The organism is Roseateles sp. P1_C1_2 (assembly GCF_056406535.1).
The window spans coordinates 109,984-130,660 of record NZ_JBFUAB010000014.1 but is presented as its reverse complement, the minus strand read 5'-3'; the positions used below and the strand labels follow the sequence as shown (position 1 = coordinate 130,660).

General features: G+C 69.4%; 22 protein-coding genes. 10 read left to right on the top strand and 12 right to left on the bottom strand.

Annotated features, from left to right (window positions below):
* Window positions 1–6 precede the first annotated feature (6 nt).
* The 5 genes from AC1D2H_RS15505 to AC1D2H_RS15485 form a co-directional block, all read right to left on the bottom strand.
* Complete coding sequence (locus AC1D2H_RS15505; RefSeq protein ID WP_477930195.1) at window positions 7–372, bottom strand: hypothetical protein; 366 nt, start codon at window positions 370–372, stop codon at window positions 7–9.
* Window positions 373–376: 4 nt separating this feature from the next.
* Window positions 377–850 (bottom strand): low molecular weight protein-tyrosine-phosphatase, encoded by a 474-nt coding sequence (locus AC1D2H_RS15500; RefSeq protein WP_477930197.1) that lies wholly within the window; start codon window positions 848–850, stop codon window positions 377–379.
* A 2-nt stretch (window positions 851–852) separates the two neighbouring features.
* Window positions 853–1,545: a ribulose-phosphate 3-epimerase gene (gene rpe / locus AC1D2H_RS15495; protein WP_478011576.1), complete on the bottom strand. Its 693-nt coding sequence runs from the start codon at window positions 1,543–1,545 to the stop codon at window positions 853–855.
* A gap of 11 nt (window positions 1,546–1,556) precedes the next feature.
* On the bottom strand, window positions 1,557–2,177 hold the full coding sequence (locus AC1D2H_RS15490) for a DNA-3-methyladenine glycosylase I (protein ID WP_478011575.1): 621 nt from the start codon (window positions 2,175–2,177) through the stop codon (window positions 1,557–1,559).
* A gap of 211 nt (window positions 2,178–2,388) precedes the next feature.
* The gene (locus tag AC1D2H_RS15485; RefSeq protein ID WP_478011574.1) at window positions 2,389–3,135 is read right to left on the bottom strand and encodes a substrate-binding periplasmic protein; all 747 of its coding nucleotides are present in this window, start codon (window positions 3,133–3,135) and stop codon (window positions 2,389–2,391) included.
* Between the two features lie 61 nt (window positions 3,136–3,196).
* Between AC1D2H_RS15485 and apaG the strand changes: the two genes are divergently transcribed.
* The 3 genes from apaG to mltA all read left to right on the top strand — a co-directional run bounded on the left by apaG (window position 3,197) and on the right by mltA (window position 6,899).
* Window positions 3,197–3,571, top strand: coding sequence for a Co2+/Mg2+ efflux protein ApaG (apaG, locus tag AC1D2H_RS15480; protein WP_478011573.1), 375 nt, complete (start codon window positions 3,197–3,199; stop codon window positions 3,569–3,571).
* 151 nt (window positions 3,572–3,722) lie between these two features.
* Complete coding sequence (locus AC1D2H_RS15475) at window positions 3,723–5,699, top strand: site-specific recombinase (protein ID WP_478011572.1); 1,977 nt, start codon at window positions 3,723–3,725, stop codon at window positions 5,697–5,699.
* A gap of 102 nt (window positions 5,700–5,801) precedes the next feature.
* The gene (gene mltA, locus AC1D2H_RS15470) at window positions 5,802–6,899 is read left to right on the top strand and encodes a murein transglycosylase A (protein WP_478011571.1); all 1,098 of its coding nucleotides are present in this window, start codon (window positions 5,802–5,804) and stop codon (window positions 6,897–6,899) included.
* Here mltA and AC1D2H_RS15465 read toward each other — a convergent pair.
* Window positions 6,883–7,164 carry a DUF427 domain-containing protein gene (locus AC1D2H_RS15465; protein ID WP_478011570.1) on the bottom strand — a complete coding sequence of 94 codons (282 nt, stop codon included), beginning with the start codon at window positions 7,162–7,164 and terminating at the stop codon, window positions 6,883–6,885. The genes mltA and AC1D2H_RS15465 overlap by 17 nt on opposite strands.
* A 26-nt stretch (window positions 7,165–7,190) precedes the next feature.
* Here AC1D2H_RS15465 and AC1D2H_RS15460 point away from each other — a divergent pair, with 26 nt between their 5' ends.
* The 3 genes from AC1D2H_RS15460 to AC1D2H_RS15450 all read left to right on the top strand — a co-directional run bounded on the left by AC1D2H_RS15460 (window position 7,191) and on the right by AC1D2H_RS15450 (window position 8,548).
* Complete coding sequence (locus tag AC1D2H_RS15460) at window positions 7,191–7,430, top strand: hypothetical protein (protein WP_478011569.1); 240 nt, start codon at window positions 7,191–7,193, stop codon at window positions 7,428–7,430.
* The gene (locus AC1D2H_RS15455) at window positions 7,427–8,074 is read left to right on the top strand and encodes a glutathione S-transferase family protein (RefSeq protein WP_478011568.1); all 648 of its coding nucleotides are present in this window, start codon (window positions 7,427–7,429) and stop codon (window positions 8,072–8,074) included. The genes AC1D2H_RS15460 and AC1D2H_RS15455 overlap by 4 nt, the downstream gene beginning before the upstream one ends.
* A gap of 99 nt (window positions 8,075–8,173) precedes the next feature.
* Window positions 8,174–8,548, top strand: coding sequence for a zf-TFIIB domain-containing protein (locus AC1D2H_RS15450; protein ID WP_457351238.1), 375 nt, complete (start codon window positions 8,174–8,176; stop codon window positions 8,546–8,548).
* Here the strand turns inward: AC1D2H_RS15450 and AC1D2H_RS15445 are convergent.
* The 4 genes from AC1D2H_RS15445 to AC1D2H_RS15430 all read right to left on the bottom strand — a co-directional run bounded on the left by AC1D2H_RS15445 (window position 8,545) and on the right by AC1D2H_RS15430 (window position 13,066).
* Window positions 8,545–10,245: an NAD(P)/FAD-dependent oxidoreductase gene (locus AC1D2H_RS15445; protein ID WP_478011567.1), complete on the bottom strand. Its 1,701-nt coding sequence runs from the start codon at window positions 10,243–10,245 to the stop codon at window positions 8,545–8,547. The two genes, AC1D2H_RS15450 and AC1D2H_RS15445, sit on opposite strands and share 4 nt — an antisense overlap.
* Before the next feature lie 85 nt (window positions 10,246–10,330).
* Window positions 10,331–10,495: a hypothetical protein gene (locus AC1D2H_RS15440; RefSeq protein WP_477930219.1), complete on the bottom strand. Its 165-nt coding sequence runs from the start codon at window positions 10,493–10,495 to the stop codon at window positions 10,331–10,333.
* A 71-nt stretch (window positions 10,496–10,566) separates the two neighbouring features.
* Window positions 10,567–12,675: a putative bifunctional diguanylate cyclase/phosphodiesterase gene (locus tag AC1D2H_RS15435; RefSeq protein ID WP_477930221.1), complete on the bottom strand. Its 2,109-nt coding sequence runs from the start codon at window positions 12,673–12,675 to the stop codon at window positions 10,567–10,569.
* A 22-nt stretch (window positions 12,676–12,697) separates the two neighbouring features.
* The gene (locus AC1D2H_RS15430) at window positions 12,698–13,066 is read right to left on the bottom strand and encodes a methylglyoxal synthase (RefSeq protein WP_477930222.1); all 369 of its coding nucleotides are present in this window, start codon (window positions 13,064–13,066) and stop codon (window positions 12,698–12,700) included.
* Window positions 13,067–13,257: 191 nt separating this feature from the next.
* On the opposite strand from AC1D2H_RS15430, the gene AC1D2H_RS15425 reads away from it, so the two are divergent.
* Entirely contained in the window at window positions 13,258–14,052 is a 795-nt protein-coding gene (locus AC1D2H_RS15425; RefSeq protein WP_478011566.1) for an isocitrate lyase/PEP mutase family protein, read from the top strand.
* On the opposite strand, the gene AC1D2H_RS15420 is transcribed toward AC1D2H_RS15425, so the two are convergent.
* Together AC1D2H_RS15420 and AC1D2H_RS15415 are read right to left on the bottom strand one after the other, a co-directional pair.
* Window positions 14,043–14,663, bottom strand: coding sequence for a hypothetical protein (locus AC1D2H_RS15420; RefSeq protein WP_478011565.1), 621 nt, complete (start codon window positions 14,661–14,663; stop codon window positions 14,043–14,045). The genes AC1D2H_RS15425 and AC1D2H_RS15420 overlap by 10 nt on opposite strands.
* 10 nt (window positions 14,664–14,673) lie before the next feature.
* Window positions 14,674–15,561, bottom strand: coding sequence for an EamA family transporter (locus AC1D2H_RS15415; protein WP_478011608.1), 888 nt, complete (start codon window positions 15,559–15,561; stop codon window positions 14,674–14,676).
* Window positions 15,562–15,613: 52 nt separating this feature from the next.
* On the opposite strand from AC1D2H_RS15415, the gene AC1D2H_RS15410 reads away from it, so the two are divergent.
* The 3 genes from AC1D2H_RS15410 to AC1D2H_RS15400 all read left to right on the top strand — a co-directional run bounded on the left by AC1D2H_RS15410 (window position 15,614) and on the right by AC1D2H_RS15400 (window position 20,638).
* Window positions 15,614–17,227 (top strand): response regulator transcription factor, encoded by a 1,614-nt coding sequence (locus tag AC1D2H_RS15410; protein WP_478011564.1) that lies wholly within the window; start codon window positions 15,614–15,616, stop codon window positions 17,225–17,227.
* Window positions 17,228–17,411: 184 nt separating this feature from the next.
* The gene (locus AC1D2H_RS15405; RefSeq protein ID WP_478011563.1) at window positions 17,412–18,047 is read left to right on the top strand and encodes a hypothetical protein; all 636 of its coding nucleotides are present in this window, start codon (window positions 17,412–17,414) and stop codon (window positions 18,045–18,047) included.
* Window positions 18,047–20,638, top strand: coding sequence for a hypothetical protein (locus AC1D2H_RS15400; RefSeq protein ID WP_478011562.1), 2,592 nt, complete (start codon window positions 18,047–18,049; stop codon window positions 20,636–20,638). The genes AC1D2H_RS15405 and AC1D2H_RS15400 overlap by 1 nt, the downstream gene beginning before the upstream one ends.
* Window positions 20,639–20,677: the final 39 nt, after the last annotated feature.

The following is a 20,677-nucleotide window of genomic DNA, read 5'->3' as shown; positions in this document are numbered from 1 at the left end:
AGCGCTTCACTTGGCGATGTGCTCGACGAGCACGCCGTCGCATGACTGGCTCAGCGAGCCGACCGGGACGTTTGACGAGTGGGTGACGGCCAGGCGATTTGCGCCAAGCCACTCGACAGACACGGTGTTGCGCTCCAGCGGCGCCTGAAAGACCAGGCCGCTCGCCTTGTTGTCGGGCTGCACGCTGCGGATGTGCACTTCGATGGCTGGAGTCTCTCCGCCCAGGTGCGGCCCGTAGATGTGTTGCTCGACCGTGGCCTCGCGAAGCCCGTCGGGCGAGCGTGCCCGGCTCAAGACTTCGACCTCCGTGGCGCGGCCGCAGGAGACCAGCAGGGCGGCCAGCGCAACGAGCGACAGCCTGCGGGCTGACATGGCCTCAGCCCAGCCTGAGGCGGCCTTCGCGGCTCTCGGTGAGCAGCCGCTGGGCCGCGCGCTCGATCATGCCGATGACGGCATCGAAGCCCGCGACCGGGCCGAAGTAGGGGTCGGGAATGTCTTCACCGGCCATCTCCGGCACGAAGTCGGTCAGCAGCAGGATGCGGGCGTGGTGCTCGGGCGCTGCCTTCTTGCGCAGGGCCTCCACGTGCTCTACCTCCATGGCCAGCACCAGGTCGTACTGGCCCAGCTGCTCGGGCTCGACGCGGCGTGAGCGCCATTTGCGCTCGAGGCTGTATTTGTGCCGCTCCAGCGCCGCAGCGGCGCGCGCATCCACCGGGCCGCCGCGCGGGTCGGCATGCACGCCGGCAGAGGCGATGGTCTTGAACACATCGCCGAGGCGGGCCCTGAAGATAGCCTCGGCCATCGGCGAGCGGCAGATGTTGGCGGTGCAGACGAGCAGAACGGCAGCCATGGTCAGACCTTCGTCAATTCGGTCCGCATCGCGTCGATGACGGCCTGGTAATCGGGCTTGCCGAAGATGGCCGAGCCGGCCACGAAGGTGTCGGCGCCCGCCGCGGCGATCTCACGGATGTTGTCGACCTTGACGCCACCGTCGATCTCCAGGCGGATGTCGCGGCCACTGGCTTGGATGATCTCGCGCGCCTTCTTCAGTTTTTGAAGCGCCGACGGGATGAAGCTCTGGCCGCCGAAGCCGGGGTTGACGCTCATCAGCAGGATCACGTCGACCTTGTCGATGACCCACTCCAGCACGTCCAGCGGCGTGCCGGGGTTGAACACCAGGCCGGCCTGCTTGCCCTCGGCCTTGATGAGCTGCAGCGTGCGGTCCACATGGGCGCTGGCCTCGGGGTGGAAGGTCACCACGTCGGCGCCGGCGCGGCAGAAGGCCTGGGCCAGGCTGTCGACCGGCTGCACCATCAGGTGCACGTCGATGAGGGCCGGCGTGCCGTCGGGCTTGACTGCATGCTTGCGCAGCGCCTCGCAGACCATCGGCCCGAAGGTCAGGTTGGGCACGTAATGGTTGTCCATCACGTCGAAGTGGATCCAGTCGGCGCCGGCGGCCAGCACGTTCTTCACTTCATCGCCCAGGCGGGCGAAGTCGGCGGACAGCAGGCTGGGGGCGATGCGGTATTGAGGTGCGGCGGGCATAGCCGCGGATTCTAGGTTCCAGGCCTCTTGAAGCTGTCCCGCGCCTGCTGCGCTTCCTTCCAGTGGTGGCAGCCGGGCTGGTGGTCGTTGATCAGTCCCATGGCCTGGATCAGCGCATGCATCGTGGTCGGGCCGACGAACTTCCAGCCGCGCTTCTTCAAATCCTTGGACAGGGCCTCCGAGGGCACCGACGTGGCAAGGTTGTGGGCCACCGAGTTCTTGGGCGGCTCGAAGCGCCACAGATAGGCGGCCAGCGAGCCTTCGGCGGCCACGAGTTCCACGCAGCGCCCGGCGTTGTGGATGGCCGCCTCGATCTTGCCGCGGTGGCGCACGATGCCGGCGTCGGCCAGCAGGCGGTTCACATCCTTCTCGCCGAACTTCGCGACCTGGTTGTAGTCGAAGCCGGCAAACGCGGCGCGAAACGCCTCGCGCTTGTTCAGGATGGTCCGCCACGACAGGCCGCTCTGGAAGCCTTCGAGGCAGAGTTTCTCGAACAGCCGGAAGTCGTCGGCCACGGGGCGGCCCCATTCCTCGTCGTGATAGCGCAGATAGGACTCATCGCCGGGCGCGGCGGCGCACCAGGCGCAGCGCGGCCGGCCATCGGGAGGGAGGTAGAGGGGGCGAGTCGGCATAGGGAGCTGCTTCTTGCGATGTCCGGAGTGTCCATGCAGGCAGGTACAAGCGTGTCAGCTGTCCATCGGCATTTTGCGGGCCGAGCGCCGGGCCGCTCCCCAGCCGGCCCGCCTATGGCGATGCTTGCGGCTTGATGCCGCAAGCATCGCCGTCCCCACGGGGGACCGACCAGGCACGCCTGCGTTCAGCAGGGCGGGACTGGGCGAGGGGCTAACGATACTTTTCGGCGAGTTGGCGCAGCGTGCCGTCCTTCTCCAGCTTGCGCAGGGCCTGGGTCAGGCGCTCTTCGTAAGCGGCGGGCAGGTCGGCGCGCAGCGCCAGCCATTGCGGCTCTTCCTGGAAGACGGTGCGGCCGAACTTGACCTTGTCGCCGAGCTTGCTCTCGGTCACATGGTGCTGCAGATTGATGTCCTGGCCATAGATCGCATCGGCGCGGCCCAGCTGCAGCATCTGCAGGGCCTCGCGCTCGGAGCCCACCTCGGCGACCGTCACGTCGGCCGCCAGCAGTCGGCGTGCCAGCGCCGTGCCCCGCATGACCAGCACCGGCTTGCGCCGGCTCCAGGCCGCCAGCTCGGCCAGCGTGTCGGGCGTGCGCGGGTCGTTGGCGCGCTGCAGCACGACATGGCGGATGGTGTACAGCGGCACCGGCGCATAGCGCCATTGCTTCTCACGCTCGGGTGACTTCAGCAGGCAGAAGAAGGCGTCGACGAGGCCATCGGCCAGCAGTCGCTCCACGCGCTTGAGCGGCACCTGCTGGTCCAGGCCCGTGAAATGCAGGCCCGGGTCCTGCCTTTCGACGGCGCGCAGGATCTCCAGGCACAACCCCGGCTTGAGCGGGCTGCCTTCGGGGTCGTACTTGACGGTGGAGCTGGCCTGCTGCACCGTGCGCAACGTCAGCTCCTGGGCCGGCGCCGCCAGGCTCAGCAGCGCACTCAGCAGGCAGAGCCAGCGCAGCACTTAGGATCACACTCCCCGAAGAACATGCGGCAGCATAGCCCCCGAGACCGAGAATCACCTGATGGCGAACCCCCGTTTCAGTTGCAGCGTCACTGTGCAGTCCCTGCCCGAGCAGACTCATCTCGAGCAAGGCCTGTACGCCTTCAGCTACACCATCACCATCGAGAACAGCGGCGACGTGCTGTCCCAGCTCATCGGCCGGCATTGGGAAATCACCGATGCGCGTGGCCAGGTGCAGGTCGTCGATGGCCTGGCCGTCGTCGGCCACCAGCCCGTGCTCGCGCCCGGCCAGAGCTTCCAGTACAGCTCCTGGGCCCAGATCGGCACGGCCCAGGGCACGATGAAGGGGCGCTTCCTGTGCGTCACAGAGGCCTGCGAGGTCTTCCACACCGAGGTCGACGAGTTCCTCCTCGCCGATAGCGCCTCCCTGCATTGAAGTTTTTGAAGCCCCTCGGCCAAGGCGTACCTCGGCCGGTCCCCCGCGGGGACGGCGATGCTTGCCGGATTGACCGGCAAGCACATCGCCCAGGGCGGGCCGGCTAGGGAGCGGCCCGGCGCTCGGCCCGCGAATGCCACGGACAACTGAATTGACCAACCGTACTTGGGATCTCACCGCCCTCCTGAACGCGGCCGACCCGCAGGCCGCGCTCGCCGAGCGCAATCTGTGGCTGGTGCGCCTGCTCGAATGGCTGCGTCATGCGCCGCGTGAAGAGAGCTCATCGGGCACGCCGCTGCCCATCGTGCGCCTCAAGCACCTGCTCAATGTGCTGGAGCGCCATCCCGACCACGCCTGGGCGTTCGCCAATGTCATCGGCGGGGTCTGGAACGATGTCGACGCGGTCGCGCTGTTCGCCGAGGTGGGCTTTGCGCCGCGCATGGCGCTTTGGCACGAGTTCCTCGGCCGCCTGCGCCGCCGCCTGCTGCCGGCCACCACCGACACGCGCGACCTCGCCGCGCTGTTCGAGCTGCTCTTCGGCGACGAGCGCGACGAGGACTGGATCGCCGCCATCGACGACGAACTGCTGGCCCGCCTGAGCCTGCTGTTCGCCGCCACGCCCGACGATGGTTGGCGCATCGAGGCGCGTGCCGCCATCACCGTGCTGGTCAGCAGCGTGCACGCCGCCGGCCTGGCCGGACCGATGCGGGTGCGCATGGACGGGCCGCTGCTGCAGGACAAGCCCTTCCACCAGCTGCCCGCCGCCTGGGAGGCCGTCGAGCGTGCACTGGGCGGGGCGGCGTCGGATGCGGCCGCGCTGTCCACGGCCATGCAATACCTGCACGCGCTGCTGGACCGTTGCCGCGCCGCCGCGCTGACCGTGCCCGAGCATCTGGAGGCCCACGGCGTGTCGGTGGACCTGATGTTCTCCGTCGAGCAGCTCACCGCGCGGCTGGACCGCATCGAGGCGCTGCTGGCCTGCCTGCTGTCCCATGAGCCGCGGCGCGAGCTGCTGCGCCTGGTGGCCGGTCTCGTGCGCGTCGTGCACGAGCGGCGCAGCCTGCGCACGCTGTTCGCGCGCCATTACTCGCTGCTGGCGCGCAAGGTGGCCGAGCGCGGTGCCGAGACGGGCGAGCACTACATCACCCGCAGCCGCGAGGAATACCGCGACATGCTGCGTCGCGCGGCTGGTGGTGGCGCCGTGCTGGCGGGCACCACCTTCCTCAAGTTCGGCATCGCCCTGCTCGGTTTCACGGCCTTCTGGGGCGGTTTCTGGGCCGGTGTGAACTACGCGGCCTGCTTCGTGCTCATCCACCTGCTGCACTGGACGGTGGCGACCAAGCAGCCCGCAATGACGGCGCCGGCCATGGCGGACAAGCTGCTGACCATCGACCGCGACGACGGCGTGCTGGCTTTTGTCGACGAGGTGACCCATCTCGTGCGTTCCCAGGTCGCCGGCATCATCGGCAATCTCACCGTCGTGGCGCCCCTGGTGCTGGCCGTGCAGGGCCTGTGCTGGCTGGCCTTTGGCGCGCCGCTGGTGGGCGTGCAGGACGCCGAATACGTGCTGCACTCGCTGAGCCTGTTCGGCCCCTCGCTGCTGTTCGCCGCTTTCACCGGCACGCTGCTGTTTGCGTCCAGCATGATCGCGGGCTGGGTGGAGAACTGGTTCGTCTTCCACCGCCTGGACAGCGCCATCGCCTGGAACCCGCGCATCGTCGCGACCCTCGGCCAGACGCGCGCTCAGCGCTGGTCACATTGGTGGCGGGCCAATATCTCGGGCTTGACGGCCAATATCAGCCTGGGCCTGATGCTGGGCCTGGCGCCGGCACTGCTCGGCTTCGTCGGCCTGGGCCTGGAGGTGCGCCACGTGACGCTGTCCACCGGTCAGCTTGCCGCGGCCGTGGGTGCGCTGGGTATCGGTGTCATGACGACCTGGGCTTTCTGGTCCTGCGTGCTGTGCATCGCGGGCATCGGCATGCTCAATGTCGGTGTCAGCTTCTTCTGCGCCTTCAAGGTGGCCATGCGCTCGCGCGGCGTGCGCCTGACCGATCGCAAACGCGTCTACGCCGCCATCCGTGCGCGGCTGCGGCGCCAGCCGCTGAGCTTCTTGATAGCGAAGAACTAGTCGTCCTTGCGCTCGCCCTTGTTGCGGCCCGAGAACATGGTCCACCAGATGATGAAGACAAAGATCAGCAGCGCGCCGAGGGCTTCGAGGGCAAGGAGCAGCATGGGGTGGTGGGCGCGTGGTGGGCTGGCCGTCATTCTAGGAAGCCTCGCTGCCTGTTCATCGCCACCGCTGCAGCCGCCCGAGCCGGCGCCGACGGTGCCGGCCACGCCGCGGCCGGCAACACAACGCTGGGTCGCCGTCGACTGGAAGGAACTGCCAGGCTGGGGCGGCGACGACCTGCTTGCCGCCTGGCCGGCGCTGCTGGCCGGCTGCCAGCGCCCGGCGCCCGGCTGGGCCGAGTTCTGTGCCCGCGCCGCGCTGCAGGCACCCGCCGACCCGATGGAGGCCACGCTCTTCCTGATGAAACATCTGCGCCCCTGGCGGCTGCAGGCCGACGGCGGCGAGGCCACGGGCCTGCTGACCGGCTACTTCGAGCCCCAGCTCAGCGCCAGCCGCACGCGCCAGGGCGCCTTCCAGTGGCCGCTGCATGCCCTGCCGGGCGACGCCGCGCTGCGCCGCACGCCGCGCCGGGACATCGAGGCCAATCCGCGCTTCGCTGCGCTGGAAATGGCCTACCTGGACGACCCCTTCGGCCTGCTGCAACTGCAGATCCAGGGCTCGGGCCGTCTCGTCGTGCGCGACGCGGCAGGCGCCGAGCGCATCAGCCGCGTCGCCTACGCCGGCCACAACGACCAGCCCTTCCAGTCCGTCGCACGGGCAATGCTGGACCGCGGTGAGGTCGGCGACGCGACGCCACGCACGCTGAGTGACTGGGCGCGCCGCAACCCCGCCAAGGTGCGCGAGGCCCTGGCCGTCAATCCGCGCGTCGTCTACTTCCGCGAGGAGGCCCTGCCCGACCCGGGCCGTGGCCCGCGCGGCGCCCAGGGTGTGCCGTTGACGCCGGGGCGCTCCGTCGCCATCGACCGCAGCTTTGTCTCGTTGGGCACGCCGCTGTGGCTGGACAGCACCGAGCCGCTCAGCACGACACCCATGCGCCGCCTCGTGCTGGCCCAGGACACCGGCAGCGCCATCACCGGCGCCGTGCGCGCCGACCTGTTCTGGGGCTGGGGCGACGAGGCCGCGCTGCAGGCCAGCCGCACCAAGCAGGCGCTGCGGCTGTGGGCGCTATGGCCCGACGGAGCTACTCCGAAACCTTGACGCCCTTCCAGAAGGCGTAGCGGCCCTTGATCTCGGTCGCGGCGGGCAAGGGGTCGGCGTAGTACCAGACCGCATCCGGATTCATCTCGCCGTTGATGAACAGGCTGAGGTATTGCGCCTGGCCCTTCCAGGGGCAGCCGCTGCGGTGGTTGGAGAAGGTCGTGTATTCCTTCTTCAGCGAATCGGCCGGGAAGTAATGGTTGCCTTCGACGACGACCGTGTCATCGCTCTCGGCGATGGTCACGCCGTTCCAAACTGCCTTCATGTGCGGTCTCCGTGAGAATGGGTTGGATGCGACGCTATCACTCCCACCTCGGCCGCGACATCGTCATCACCGGCGGCAGCGCCCGGGATCTCGACCCGGGACAGTTCGGCGTGCTTGCCATCGACGGCGGCGCGGGCGGCTGGTCGGTCGTGCACAAGGGGCCGGATGGCGGCGTGGACGAACTCAACAACGAGATGCACTTCGAGACGTGGGAGGAGGCGCTGGCGTTTGTGAAGGAGTTGATCGGGATGATGACCGCACCATGAACTCTCCCGCTGCCCCGCTCACCCTCTATGGGGCTGCTGCCTCGGGGTCCGTGGCTGTCGAAGCCGCGCTGACGCTGCTGGGCCTGCCTTACCAACTGATCGAAGGCGCCACCTGGGCCGAGGCCGCCGCGCGTGATCGCGTTGCGCCGACGAATCCGATGCGCCAGATCCCGACGCTGGTGCTGGAGGGCGGCGAAGTCATGACGGAGAGCGCGGCCATCCTGATCTATCTGGCCGACCTGCATCCCGAGGCGCGGCTGGCGCCTGCGGCGGACGACCCGCGGCGGCGGCAGTTCCTGCGCTGGATGCTCTATGTGTCGTCGGCGATCTATTCGCTGCACTGGATCAAGCCGGACGTGAAGCGCATTGGCGCGCCCGACAGCGCTCGCGACGCCGTGGTCGATGCCGTGCATGAACGCATTGCCTTCTGCTGGGCCAATATGGATCGCCAGCTGACTCCGGGGCGCTGGCTGCTGGGTGAAGAGCTGACCGTGCTGGACCTCTACGTCGCCGTCATCTCGCGCTTCGGACCGTGGCGGGAGCGGTTCTACGCGGCGGCGCCGCGCATGGCGCAGGTCATCCGCCGTGTCGATGAAGAGCCTCGGTTGGCGACGCTGTGGCGCGAGCGATTTCCTGACGATTGACTCCGACGCCGTCTTGCCATGCCGCTCAAGCGTGGCGCGGTGCACAAGTCTCGGCTGGCATACTGGTTGCGTGAACAACCTTCCTAACCCGCTGCCGCTATGAACTGCCCCAAGTGCCAAGCATCCATGGTCTCCGTCAGCACCGAAGCGGGGGCGGTCGATCAGTGCAGCGCTTGCGGCGGGCTCTGGTTCGATCGGCTCGAAGACAAGAAACAGTTGGACTTCGCCGAGCAGATTGACACCGGAGACGCCGAACGCGGGGCCAGGTTCAACACGGTGGATCGCATCTCCTGCCCCGTGTGCGCCAACACGCCGCTGACACGGATGGTGGACAACGATCAGCCGCATATCTGGTTCGAAGCCTGCCCGTCGTGCAATGGGCGATTCTTCGATGCTGGCGAGTACAAGGACCTTGCCGATCGATCGCTTTCTGACTTCGTCAAAAGCTTCAGGGCAAAGGCGCGCGGCGCCTAGACCTGCCCACCCGCCTTCGCCCCCTTGCCCTGCAGCACCGGCGCGTCCGGCATGCCCAGCAGATCGGCCGCCAGCGCCTCGGCCACCTCGATGCCGTCAACGCCCGCGCTCATGATGCCGCCCGCATACCCTGCCCCCTCGCCGGCCGGGAACAGGCCGCGCACATTGACGCTCTGGTAGTCCCGTCCACGGTTGATGCGCAGCGGCGATGAGGTGCGCGTCTCCACGCCCGTCAGCACCGCATCCGGCCGGTCGAAGCCGCGGATCTGGCGCGCAAACGCAGGCAAGGCTTCGCGGATGGCTTCCAGCGCATACGACGGCAGCGAGCCGCGGCCCTTCTGCTGCAAATCGGTCAGCGTGACGCCCGGCTTGTAGCTCGGTGCCACGTCGCCGAACTCCTTGCTGACCTGGCGCTTGACGAAGTCGCCCACCAGCGAGCCCGGTGCCAGGTAGCCGCCGCCGCCCAGCTCATAGGCGCGGCTTTCCCAGATGCGCTGGAAGGCCATGCCGTCCAGCGGGTTCACGGGGCTGCCGTCGCGCTTGCCGTCCTGACGGTAGTCCTCGGGCGTCAGGCCGACGACGATGCCGGCGTTGGCGTTGCGCTCGTTGCGCGAGTACTGGCTCATGCCGTTGGTGACGACGCGGTTCTCCTCGCTCGTCGCCGCGACCACCGTGCCGCCGGGGCACATGCAGAAGCTGTAGACCGAGCGGCCGTTCTTGGCGTGGTGGACGAGCTTGTAGTCGGCAGCGCCCAGGATCTCGTTGCCGGCATGGACGCCGAAGCGGGCCGCGTCGACCAGGCTCTGCGGGTGTTCGATGCGGTAGCCGATGGAGAAGGGCTTGGCTTCCATCTGCACGCCGCGGGCATGCAGCATCTGGAAGGTGTCGCGGGCGCTGTGGCCCAGCGCGACGACGACGTGGGTCGTGCTGATCTGCTCGCCCGACTCCAACGTCACGCCGCGCACGGCGCCGTCTTCGATGAGCAGATCGGTCATCTTCTGCTGGAAGCGGATCTCGCCGCCCAGCGCCTCGATGTCGGCCCGCATCTTGATGATCATGCTGACCAGGCGGAAGGTGCCGATATGGGGCTTGCTGACGAAGAGGATCTCGTCCGGCGCGCCGGCCTTGACGAACTCGGTCAGCACTTTGCGGGTCAGATGGCGCGGGTCGGAGATCTGGCTGTAGAGCTTGCCGTCCGAGAAGGTGCCGGCGCCGCCTTCGCCGAACTGCACATTGCTCTCGGGGTGCAGCTTCTGCTCGCGCCACAGGCCCCAGGTGTCTTGCGTGCGCTCGCGCACGGCCTTGCCGCGTTCCAGCACGATGGGGCGCAGGCCCATCTGCGCCAGGATCAGCGCGGCGAACAGGCCGCAGGGCCCGAAGCCGACGACGATGGGCCGCGGGCCGGTGTGCTCACCGACCTGGGCCAGGAAGTGATAGCCGGTGTCGGGCGACGGGCGGACCTGGTGGTCGCCGGCGAAGCGGGCCAGCACGGCGGCTTCGTCGACACCTTCGGCCAGCGTGCAGTCCAGCGTGTAGACGAGCTGGATGTCGCTGCGCTTGCGGGCGTCATAGCCGCGGCGGGCGATGTGGATGCCTGCCAACTCGGCGTCGGCCAGCTTCAGGCGGGCCAGCGCCGCGGGGCGCAACGCCTCTTCGGCGTGGTTCAACGGCAGGCGGAGTTCGTTGATGCGGATCATGGTGGTCAGTAGTTATCCGACGACAAAAACAAACAGGCCCCGCGGGGCCTGTGTGCATGGAACCGTCAGGCGGTCAGCCTGCGACTCAACCCGAATGGGGGCGCTTGCCCGGGTTCTTCTTGGAGCGGGTGTGGGAACCGCGCTCCAGGCTGCACAGCTGGCCCTTGCCGGCCGTGAAGGTCACGCCCTTGGGGGCGGCGGGACGGGGGGTGGCGCGGCGATCCGCTTCGGTGACGATCTTGTTGCCCATGAATGGCTCTCCAGTGAAACAAAAAGCCCGCAGGGCAGGCAAGTCGCAAAAAGCGACGAAAGGCAGGGATTTTAGCCTGTACGGCCCAACCAGGTCTCGAAGTCGGGCAGATCCATCGGTTTGGCCAGCAGATAACCCTGGATCAGGTCGCAGCCGCAGGCCGTGATGCAGGCCAGTTCGGCGGCGTTCTCCACGCCCTCGGCCGTCACGGTCAGGCCCAGGCCCTGGCCGACGCCGACGATGGATTTCAGCAGGGCCTGGCGGCGCGGGTCGCCGTCGACGTCCTGCACGAAGCTGCGGTCGATCTTGAGCTCATCCACCGGCAGGTGCTGCAGATAGGCCAGCGACGACTGCCCGGTGCCGAAGTCGTCGATGGCCAGGCTGACGCCCCAGGCCTTCAGCGCGTTCAGCACGGCGATGGGGTCGGTGCCGCTGGACATCAGGCCGGTTTCGGTCACTTCCAGCTGCAGTTGCCCGGGGTCGACGCGGTATTCGGCCAGCAGGGCGGCGAGGCGGGCCGGCAGCGTCTGGTCCTGGATGTCCAGCGTCGAGATGTTGACGGCGATGCTCATGGGTTTGCGGCCCTCGGCCTCCCATGCGGCCAGCGTGCGCACGGCACGGGCCAGCATCCAGTCGGTGATCTGGCGGATGCGGCCGCTGCGCTCGGCGAAGGGCACGAAGTCGCCGGGCGGCAGCCAGCCGCGCTGCGGGTGCTGCCAGCGCACCAGGGCCTCGGCGCCGGTAATGCGGCCAGTCTTCAGGCAGCGCTTGGGCTGCAGGAACTGGCGCAGCTGGTCCTGCTGGATGGCGGTGGCCAGGTCGGACAGCAGGCTCAGGTGCAGGGCGCGCGCGGCCTCGGCGCTGGGGTTGAAGACGGCCACGTCCTGGCGCAGCCGCTTGGCCTCGAACATGGCCTGCTCGGCGCGGCGCAGCAGGGCCTCGGTGTCGGCGGCATGTTCGGGCCAGTGGGCCACACCGAGGGACACGGACAGGTCCAGGGACTGGCCCTGCCAGCTGAGCTTGTGCTCGACCTCCTCGCGCAACTGGGCCGCGAGCGCGGTGCCGTGGTCCAGGCGCGCCACCGGAGCGAGGGCGGCGAAGGTGCCGCCGGCCAGGCGGCCATAGGCGGCCACGCCCTCGAACAGGCCTTCCAGCTTGGCCGCCGCGCCGCGCAGCAGCGCGTCACCGGCGTCGAAGCCCAGCACGCTGTTGACGGCCTTGAGGCGGTCCACGTCGATGCAGATCAGCACGGCCTGCTGCTCGCGCTCGGGCAGTTTGGCCAGCAGGCGGTCGCCGTCGGCGATGAAACGGGCGCGCTGCGGCAGGCCAGTCAGCAGGTCGATGTCGGCCAGGCGGCGCAACTCGGCCTCGCGCTCGCCGACGGCCTCGGCCATGGTGTTCATCGCGGCGGCCATGTGGCCGAGCTCGTCGGCCGAGTCGATCTCGATGCGGTGGCCGTACTGGCCCTGGGCGATCAGCTCGGCGCCGTCTTCGGCACGCTTGAGCGGGTTGACGATGGACCGCGTGACGCCGACGGCCAGCAAGGCGCCGGCGATCAGCGCGCCTATGCACAGGGCCAGCACGCGCGTGCGGTCGACGTCGATCTGGTCGCGCAGTTCGCGCGCCTGGGCGGTGCCGGCGCGCTCCTCGCTGGCCGCGAGTTGGTGGATGGCGCTGACGAAGAGGGACAGGGCGGATTCGGTGTCGCTGCCCAGCAGGGCCCGGGCGGCCTGGAAGTCGTCGCGCTCGATGAGGCTGCGCACGTCGACGTAGCTGGCGCGGTAGTCCGCCAGCCGCAGGCGCACCTCGGCCAGGCGCTCGCTGCGCGGCCCCGGCGGCAGCACCATGGCCAGGCGCTGCATCGCGTCGTCGAGCCGGTTGTTGGCGGAGGCGATCTCGGGATAGGCGCCCACGCGCAACTCGGCGTCGGGGCTCATCAGCACCAGCAGCTTGCGCGCGACGGCCTCGGCATTGCGGTTGATCTCGTTGACCGAGTCGCGGATGACGGCCTGGTCATCGACGATGCGGTTGAGCGCCTCCGACAGCCCCGTGAGCCGGTGCACCGACAGGGCCGCGAGGCCCATCAGCAGCAGCAGCAGCAGGCCGAAGGCCAGGCCCAGCCGGGTGCGGATGCGCAGCCGCCGCGACAGCCGGCTCAGGGGCCTGGTGGGGCTGCTCATGGGGTCGCCGGCACCTCGGGCGTCATGACTCGCTCCAGCGCGTCAGCAGCAGCCGTGCCGTGGCCACATTGGTAGCGCAGGGCACGTCGTGCACATCGCAGGCGCGCACCAGGGCATTGATGTCGGGTTCGTGCGGCTGGGGCGTCATCGGGTCGCGCAGGAAGATGACGCCGTCCAGCTCGCCCACGGCCAGCCGCGCGCCGATCTGCAGATCGCCCCCCATCGGGCCGCTAAGCACGCGTTCGATGGTCAGGCCATGGGCAGCGTTCAATCGCGTGCCCGTCGTGCCGGTCGCCATCAACTGGCAGCGGCGCAGCAGCGGCAGGAAGTCGGCGGTCAGGGAGATCATGGCGTCCTTCTTGCCGTCGTGGGCGATCAAGGCGAGCTTCATGGTCGGGGAGGCGGTGAGTTCTGCAAAGGATTGACGTTACACGCAAGACGTGACGACGAACGCGCAAGACTTGGCACATTGCGTCATTGGCTGGACCTGTTACTGCACGTACCCGCCGTCGGCCTGCTGCCATGGTCTGGCAGCGGCCCCGGGCAGCATCGCCAATCTATCTCGCCAACGGTACAAACGCCATGAACTTCCGCCAGCTCCACCAGGGCCCCGAGCTCCTGAAGATCGCCAATGTCTGGGACGCCGGCAGTGCGGTCCTGGTGCAGGCACAGGGCGTGCCCGCCCTGGCCACGACCAGTGCCGGCCTGGCCTGGGCCCTGGGCTACCCGGATGGCAATCACCTGCCTGTCGCCGAGCATGCTGCGGCCCTGCGGCGCATCGCCCGTGTCGCGCGGGTGCCACTGTCGGCCGACAGCGAGGCCGGCTACAGCGATGACCCGGCCACGGTGGCCGACAACATCCTGAAGTTCGCCGAGGCCGGCGCCGTCGGCATCAACCTGGAGGACGGGGCTGACGCGCCCGCCCTGCTGTGCCGCAAGATCGAAGCCATCAAGGCCGCCGCGGCCCGGGCCGGCGTGGATGTCTTCATCAATGCGCGTTGCGACGTCTGGCTGAAGAACCTCGCGCCGGGCCGCGCCGTCGAAGAAGTGCTGCTGCGCGCGCGTGACTACGCGGCGGCCGGCGCCGACGGCCTGTTCGCCCCCGGCGTGACGACGGTGGCCGACATCCAGGCCCTGGTGGGCGGCCAGCCCCTGCCCTTGAACGTGATGGCGCGGCCGGCCTTGCCCGGCCTGGACGAGCTGCGGCGCCTGGGCGTGCGCCGCATTTCGGCCGGCAGCGCCATCGCCGAGGCGGCCTGGGGCCGGGCGCAGCGGGCGGCGGCGGGTTTCCTCGAGCATGGCGCGGGCACCGAGCTGTTCGACGGCGCCGCGCCCTATCCGCAGATCAACGGCGCTTTGGCTTCGGCTCAAGGCTGAAGCGACACGCGCAGCTGCAATTCGCGCTCGGGCCGGCCGGCCGCATCGGCGCTGCTCAAGGTCCCCCGCGGCGCCGGTGGGGCGGTGCTGCCGCTGCGCGCCACGGTCTGCCAGCGCTCCAGCGGCAACTGCAGCGTCGACTGGAAGGCGCTGTCCCCTTGGTCGATGTCGAACTCGATCTGCACCGGCGCCCTGCCGCCGGGCCAGGTGGGCGTGACGGCGAAGCTCTGCGTCGTGCGGCGCTCGCCGCCGCGCGGGCTGGCGTAGACGCGCTGCGGGCTGCGGGAGGCCGGGTCGAGCTGGACGACGGCGTCCACCCATTGCAGCGGCTCGCGCGTGGTCAGCCGGGTGGCGGCGCGCTGGCCGTTCTGCACCAGCACGCGCTGGACCGGTTGGGGCGCTGACTGCACGGTCGATGTGACCACGCCGGGGCCGCGCGGCGACACCGTGCCGGCCGTACCGACGACGACGGCGCCATCGCGCACGCCAGCCTGGGCGGCGGGCGGCAGGTTGCTGTCCACCCAGCGCCACTCGACGATCAAGGCGACGGCCGGCGGCGCCGCGGCGGCAGACAACGGCAGCAGGCTCAACAGCAGGGCGCGGCGCTCCATGCGCCCAAGCTTAGTCCTTGATCGGCCTGAGGTTGGCCGGCAAAAGCCGCGCTCCGAACAGGTTGATCGCCAGACCGGCCAGCACCAGCGCCGCGGCGATCAGCTTCCAGGACGGCAGCGGCTCGCCGAGCAACAGGCTGGCCGAGCCCATGCCGAACACCGGCACCAGCAAGGCCATGGGCACGATGCGCCCGGCCGGGTGGCGGGCCAGCAGCCAGCTCCAGACCCCGTAGCCGAACAGCGTGTTGCCGATGGACTGCCACAGCACCGCCGCCCAGGTGCCGGCGTCGGACGCGGCCAGGCCGGCGGCCACCTGCGCCGGCCCGTCGACCAGCAGGGCCAGCAGGATCAGCGGCGGCAGTGCGAAGGCGCTGCTCCAGACCACATAGGCCAGCATGTCGATGCGGCCGGCGCGCTGGGTCAGCAGGTTGGCGCAGGCCCAGGACAGGGCCGCCGCCAGCACCATGCCCAGGCCCAGGGCCGTCGTCGTGCCATCGGTATGCGAGGCGATGACGATGACGCCGCCTGCGGCGAGGGCCAGGCCCAGCCAGGTCGACGCCGCCACGCGTTCGCCGCGCAGGCCGACCGCCAGCAGCAGCGTGAAGAAGACCTGGGTCTGCACCACCAGCGAGGCCAGGCCCGGCGAGATCTGGCTGCGCATGGCCAGGTAGAGCAGGCCGAACTGCCCCACGCCGATGAGGACGCCGTAGCCGCCCAGGTTGCGCCAGCCCACCTCGGGTCGGCGCAGGAAGAAGCAGGCCGGCACGAAGGCGAAGCCGAAGCGCAGCGCCGCCAGCGTCATCGGCGGCAGCGTGTGCAGGGCGTACTTGATGACGACGAAGTTGCTGCCCCAGATCGCCACGACGGCCAGGGCGAGCAGGAAGTGGCGCAGGGGCAGGGGAGGGTGCATGGCCCCAGTCTAGGCAGAACGGGCTTCTACAATTTTTTGCATGGAATTCCTGGTTCCCGCCAGCGCGCTTGCCGCTCTCGAATCCGCCGCAGAGTCCGGTGACGCCGAGGCGCGGGTCGCGCTCGCCTGGCAACTGCGCCAGCGTGATGGCGGGCGCGCGCTGGCCCTGTGCGAACAGGCCGAGCCCGGCCTGGCGGGGCCGCTGTTGGCCCGGCTGGCGCTGACCCGCTGCGAGATCGCCGCGCTGCAAGGCCGCTTCGACGCCGCCGAGAGCCTGCTGGCCCAGGCGCGCGCCGGCGACCCTGGGCTGGAGGGCGATGCGCTGCTGGCCGAGGCCTGCGTGGCCAAGGCGCGTGGCCAGCGCGAACGCGAGCTGGACGCGCATGCCCGCGCCGCCGCCTGCCATGCACGCGGTGCCGACCCACGCCGCCAGGCCGTCGCCCAGGCCTGGCTGGCCTATGAGCGCAGCTTCGCCAACCCTGCCGACGCGGCCGATGCTGTCGCCGACCCCGCAGCCGCGGCCTTTGTCGACGCGGCCCTGGCCTTGCCGCTGTCGCGCCGCGACCCGGCGCGCGCGGCCGAGCTCTTCCTGCGCGCCGCCGATACGGCCCGCCACTGGGGCCTGCTGCGCCATGCCCTGGTCTGCACCATCAATGCCGGCACGGCCCTGCAGGGCCTGGGCGAGTTCGACCGCGCCGCCGCCTGCTACGACCAGGCGACGCTCGACTCACGCGCAGCCGGCTGGCCGGCACTGATAGGCGCCTGCGAGACGCGGCTGGGCGCGCTGCTGAAGGAGATCGGGCGGCTCGACGAGGCCCTGGTGCTGCTCGGCGATGCGCTCGCTTCACTGGCGAGCGTGCCGCCCGGCATCAACAAGGCCAATGCCTGTGCCGAGCTGGCCCAGACCCTGCTGGCCCTGGGCCGCGGCGTCGAGGCCGTCGGCCCCATGGCCGAGGCCATCGCGATGTATCGCGTGGCGCGTTCGACCGACAACCTGACCGTCAATCTGCTGGGACTGGCGCGGGCGCTGTCGGCGGCCGGGCAGATCGAGGCGGCCCAGCAGGCCCTGGCCGAGGCCGAGCAGCTCATCAACCGGCATGGCTTCAATGCCCTCGTCATCGGCGTGCAGGAGGTGCTGACGGAGATGCACCGCCGCCACCCGCGCCTGCCGCCCCCGCCCGGCCTGGCCCTGCCGAACGCGGCCCTGCATCATGGCGAGGCGACGCTGGCCGAGGGGCTCAAGATCGCCGGATGGAAGGCGCCGGCGTCCCTGCATGTCGCGCTGGCCGAGGACTGGGCGGCGGTGGGCGACATGGCCCGCGCCTATGGCCATGCCCGCCAGGCCCTGGCCTTGAAGGACGGCGAGGCCGAGCGCATGCGCCTGAGCCAGACGCCGGCGGCCCTGCGCCGCGGTCCGGTGCCCATGCGGGCCGGCGCGACGGCGGCCGAGCGCCTGCTTAGCCCCAAGGAGCGCGAAGTGCTGGTGCTGGTGGCACGCGGCTATGCGAACAAGGAGATCGCCACCGCGCTGGCGGTCAGCGATGAGACCGTCAAATCCCACCTGAAGAAGATCTACGCCAAGCTCGAGGCCGGCTCACGCAAGCATGCGGTGACGCGGGCGCGCGCCCTGGGCGTCATCGGCGTCGCGGGTTGACGAGCTGAGGGAATCTCCTCCCCGCGCTCGCGGGTCCCCCGCCGCGGGGGATGGGCGGGGTCGGGAGGCGGCCGCACAGTGGCCTCACCCCGGACAGGACGACCACGAACCCGGGCCGGCGGCATGAGCGCGGGCCCTGGGTTGGCGGAGCGCTGTCCGCCCGCAAACCCAACCGCTTTTCGCCATGAACCGAGAACCCTTCTCCGCGCTGCGGCGCCTGGCCCTGCTGGGCGGCCTGGCCGCCTTGCTGGCGCCGGCTGCCCACGCCACCCAGCTGGTGCACCAGAACCTCAAGCAGATGATCGCGACCGCCGATGTCATCGTCAGCGGCGATGTCGCCAAGATCAGCGACGGCATCGACCGCGGCGTGCCCTTCACGGAGGTCACGCTCAAGGTCAAAGGCAGCGTGAAGCGCGAGCTGGCGACGGACAGCAGCTACCGCTTTCGCCAGTACGGCCTGCTGAAGAACCGCCGCATGGCCGATGGCAAATACCTGCTGGCCACGCGTATCGAGGGCCTGCCGGGCTGGACGGTCGGCGAGAAGGTCACCGTCTTCATGAACAAGCCCTCGGCGCGCACCGGGCTGACCAGCACTGTGGGCCTGGCCCAGGGCAAGCTGACCGGCAGCGGCGCCAAGCTGGCCAATGCCTTCGACAACCGCGGTCTGTTCCAGGGCATGAGCGTGGACCCCGCGGTGTTGAGCCCGCTGGAGGCCGAGATGCTGACCCGCAACAGCGGCGCCGTCGACGGTGGCGTGCTGAACCAATTGGTCAAGCGCGCAGTGCGCGAAGACTGGATCGCCAAGGGAGTGATGCGCTGATGAACGCCTTCCTCAAATTCCCGCTGGCCGCGCTGTTCGCGGCGGCTTCCCTGGCCCAGGCCGCCGGCCCGTTGCTGCTGACCGAGCACCCGCGCAACCCGCAGCCGCTGCGCTGGGACACGAGCAAGCCCATCCCCGTCTACACCGACATCGGTCCGCTGACCTACCGCGACAACGGCACGGAGTTCCTCAGCAACGCCCAGGCCGACAAGATCACCGCCTTCGCGCTGAAGCAGTGGAGCGATGTGCCGACGTCGATGTGGAAGGCCGTCACCGACCCGGCCAAGTTCAAGAAGTTCAGCCAGCTCGCCGGCGTGGGCGTGGACGTGAAGGACGGCGAGACCGCCAAGCGCGTCTATGGCCAGGCGCTGGAGGGCGGCATCTACGTCATCTACGACCAGCGCGGCCAGGTCATCGAGGAGTATTTCGGCGTGCCCAAGGACCAGGTGCTGGGCATCGCCTTCGCCGAGATCGCCGAGGACCGCGACGGCGACGGCTACCCCGAGACCATCGTCAAGGCCACGGCGGTCATGAACGGCTATGTCGTGCCGCACGAGCCGATCCCTGCCGACCAGCCCTGGATGCCGCCGCCCGATGTGGACGGCAAGCGCATTGCCGGCGTGTTCACGCACGAGTTCGGCCACGCCATCAACCTGTCGCACTCGCAGGTGAACGGCACCATGGCGTATTTCAGCCACCCCTATTACTACGAAGCTTTTCCCGGTGTGCCGGGCTGCGTGCCGGCCCTGCATTCCTGGCGTGACGACGACCCGGCGGCGAAGAAGATCGACCCGAAGTACATCGAGACGATGTTCCCCTTCATCGACCCGACCTACCCCGACGCCAACGGCCGCAATGCCGGCTATGAGCAGAGCACGGTGGACCGCAGCGACGACATGGCGGCGATCTCGGACCTCTACCCGAGCGCGACCTATCTGAAGACGCGTGGCTCCGTGGCTGGCACGCTGTTCCTGAAGGACGGCCGCACGCCCTATGGCGGCATCAACATCGTCGCCCGCAACATCGCCGACCCGCTGGGCGACGCGATCTCGGCGATGAGTGGCGACAAGACGCAGGGCCTGGTCGGCCCCGATGGGCGCTTTCGCATCAACAACCTGAAGCCGGGGCAGAAGTACCTGCTCTATCTGGAAGAGATCGTCGCCGGCGGCTATCCGACGACGCCGACCGCCCTGGTCTCGGAAGCCGAGTACTGGAACAGCAACGAGCAGTCCAACGCGGCCAACGACCGCGCCTGCACGGCCAGCGCGATCACGGCCGAGGCCGGCGTGACCAAGACGGCCAACTTCTACTTCAATGGCTACAAGGACGGCGTGCAGTACACCCCGGTCGTCTACGGCTTCCTGGGCAGCATGTCCAAGGACGGCGAGCGCGCGGCCGGCTGGATCGACAACAAGCCCTTTGTCTGGGACGCCAAGAACGGCGTGACCTGGGCGCCGGACGGTGTCGTCGGCGTCAACACCAGCATCACCCGCGACGGCCGCAAGCTCATCGTGCAGGCCGACCTGGACGGCCGCATCATCGGCACCGACGGCGAGGGCCAGCCCATCCGGACCAACTCGGCCACGATCTGGGACACCCGCACCGGCGGCCTGACCGACCTGGGCAGCCTCAATCGCGACCGCTGCGGCGGCAGCAGCCAGATCGGTGTCAGCAGCAGCTATGGCTGGGCGCTCGACGCCACCGCCCGCACGGCGGTGGGCACGGCCTATGTGGACCGTAACGGCGATGGTTCATGCGAAGGCGGCTGGTCCGGCGACGCCACCATCGGCGGCGAGGTCATTCCCTTCATCTGGACGGCGGGCCGCGGCATGCGGGCGCTGAGCCTGGAGGGCGTGGATCTGAGCGCCGAGCCCTGGCACCGGGCGCATGCGGTGTCATCCGACGGCCGCGTGGTACTGGGCAACAGCAACTTCATGAAGGCCTATGCCTGGGTCGATGAGGGCAAGCCCGTCGATCTCTACAAGGCCATCGGCGCCATCGACGGCTATGCGATGACACCCGATGCCAGCCGCGTGGCGCTGAACACGGAGCGCGACGGCGTCGTGTTCTGGAACGCCAACAAGGGCAGCAAGCTCGGCGCCTTCACGAAGTTCAGGCAGATGCAGTGGTGCGTGGACATGCCGCTGCTGGGCCTGGACGTCAGCTGCGAGAGCGAGGGCGCGGCGGCCATCCAGCAGCAGTTCGGTGCCATCCCCGTGCAGGTGGCCGACATCAGCGACGACGGCAAGATGATGATCGGCTCGGCCGGCGTCTGGTTCAGCGGCCTGCGCGGCGTCATGTGGCTGGAGGACATCGGCTGGATCCAGCTCGGCGACTTCTTCCGCACCCAGGGCGTGGCCGAGGCCTACCGTTATGGCCTGGACGGCCCGGCGTCGATGAATGCGGCGGGCAACGAGATCGTCGGCGGCATCCCGGGCTACCCGATGAGCTGGTATGTCGACCTGAAGAAGGCCTTCGTCTGCAAGCACGGCAACTCGACCGAGGTCAGCTTCCCGGCCGAGTTCGTCGACGAGGTCAAGCGCGGTGCCCGCATGGGCCGCTGCGAGCATCTGCGGCTGGCGGGGCACTGATTCGCTTCAGTTAGCCATTCCGCATTCGCGGCACCCGCG

Bases quoted from the DNA above. Each gene is read 5' to 3' on its own strand.
- AC1D2H_RS15505 (WP_477930195.1), bottom strand. From the start codon at position 372: ATGTCAGCCCGCAGGCTGTCGCTCGTTGCGCTGGCCGCCCTGCTGGTC.
- AC1D2H_RS15500 (WP_477930197.1), bottom strand. From the start codon at position 850: ATGGCTGCCGTTCTGCTCGTCTGCACCGCCAACATCTGCCGCTCGCCG.
- rpe (WP_478011576.1), bottom strand. From the start codon at position 1,545: ATGCCCGCCGCACCTCAATACCGCATCGCCCCCAGCCTGCTGTCCGCC.
- AC1D2H_RS15490 (WP_478011575.1), bottom strand. From the start codon at position 2,177: ATGCCGACTCGCCCCCTCTACCTCCCTCCCGATGGCCGGCCGCGCTGC.
- apaG (WP_478011573.1), top strand. From the start codon at position 3,197: ATGGCGAACCCCCGTTTCAGTTGCAGCGTCACTGTGCAGTCCCTGCCC.
- mltA (WP_478011571.1), top strand. From the start codon at position 5,802: ATGGGGTGGTGGGCGCGTGGTGGGCTGGCCGTCATTCTAGGAAGCCTC.
- AC1D2H_RS15465 (WP_478011570.1), bottom strand. From the start codon at position 7,164: ATGAAGGCAGTTTGGAACGGCGTGACCATCGCCGAGAGCGATGACACG.
- AC1D2H_RS15460 (WP_478011569.1), top strand. From the start codon at position 7,191: ATGCGACGCTATCACTCCCACCTCGGCCGCGACATCGTCATCACCGGC.
- AC1D2H_RS15455 (WP_478011568.1), top strand. From the start codon at position 7,427: ATGAACTCTCCCGCTGCCCCGCTCACCCTCTATGGGGCTGCTGCCTCG.
- AC1D2H_RS15450 (WP_457351238.1), top strand. From the start codon at position 8,174: ATGAACTGCCCCAAGTGCCAAGCATCCATGGTCTCCGTCAGCACCGAA.
- AC1D2H_RS15445 (WP_478011567.1), bottom strand. From the start codon at position 10,245: ATGATCCGCATCAACGAACTCCGCCTGCCGTTGAACCACGCCGAAGAG.
- AC1D2H_RS15440 (WP_477930219.1), bottom strand. From the start codon at position 10,495: ATGGGCAACAAGATCGTCACCGAAGCGGATCGCCGCGCCACCCCCCGT.
- AC1D2H_RS15435 (WP_477930221.1), bottom strand. From the start codon at position 12,675: ATGAGCAGCCCCACCAGGCCCCTGAGCCGGCTGTCGCGGCGGCTGCGC.
- AC1D2H_RS15430 (WP_477930222.1), bottom strand. From the start codon at position 13,066: ATGAAGCTCGCCTTGATCGCCCACGACGGCAAGAAGGACGCCATGATC.
- AC1D2H_RS15425 (WP_478011566.1), top strand. From the start codon at position 13,258: ATGAACTTCCGCCAGCTCCACCAGGGCCCCGAGCTCCTGAAGATCGCC.
- AC1D2H_RS15420 (WP_478011565.1), bottom strand. From the start codon at position 14,663: ATGGAGCGCCGCGCCCTGCTGTTGAGCCTGCTGCCGTTGTCTGCCGCC.
- AC1D2H_RS15410 (WP_478011564.1), top strand. From the start codon at position 15,614: ATGGAATTCCTGGTTCCCGCCAGCGCGCTTGCCGCTCTCGAATCCGCC.
- AC1D2H_RS15405 (WP_478011563.1), top strand. From the start codon at position 17,412: ATGAACCGAGAACCCTTCTCCGCGCTGCGGCGCCTGGCCCTGCTGGGC.
- AC1D2H_RS15400 (WP_478011562.1), top strand. From the start codon at position 18,047: ATGAACGCCTTCCTCAAATTCCCGCTGGCCGCGCTGTTCGCGGCGGCT.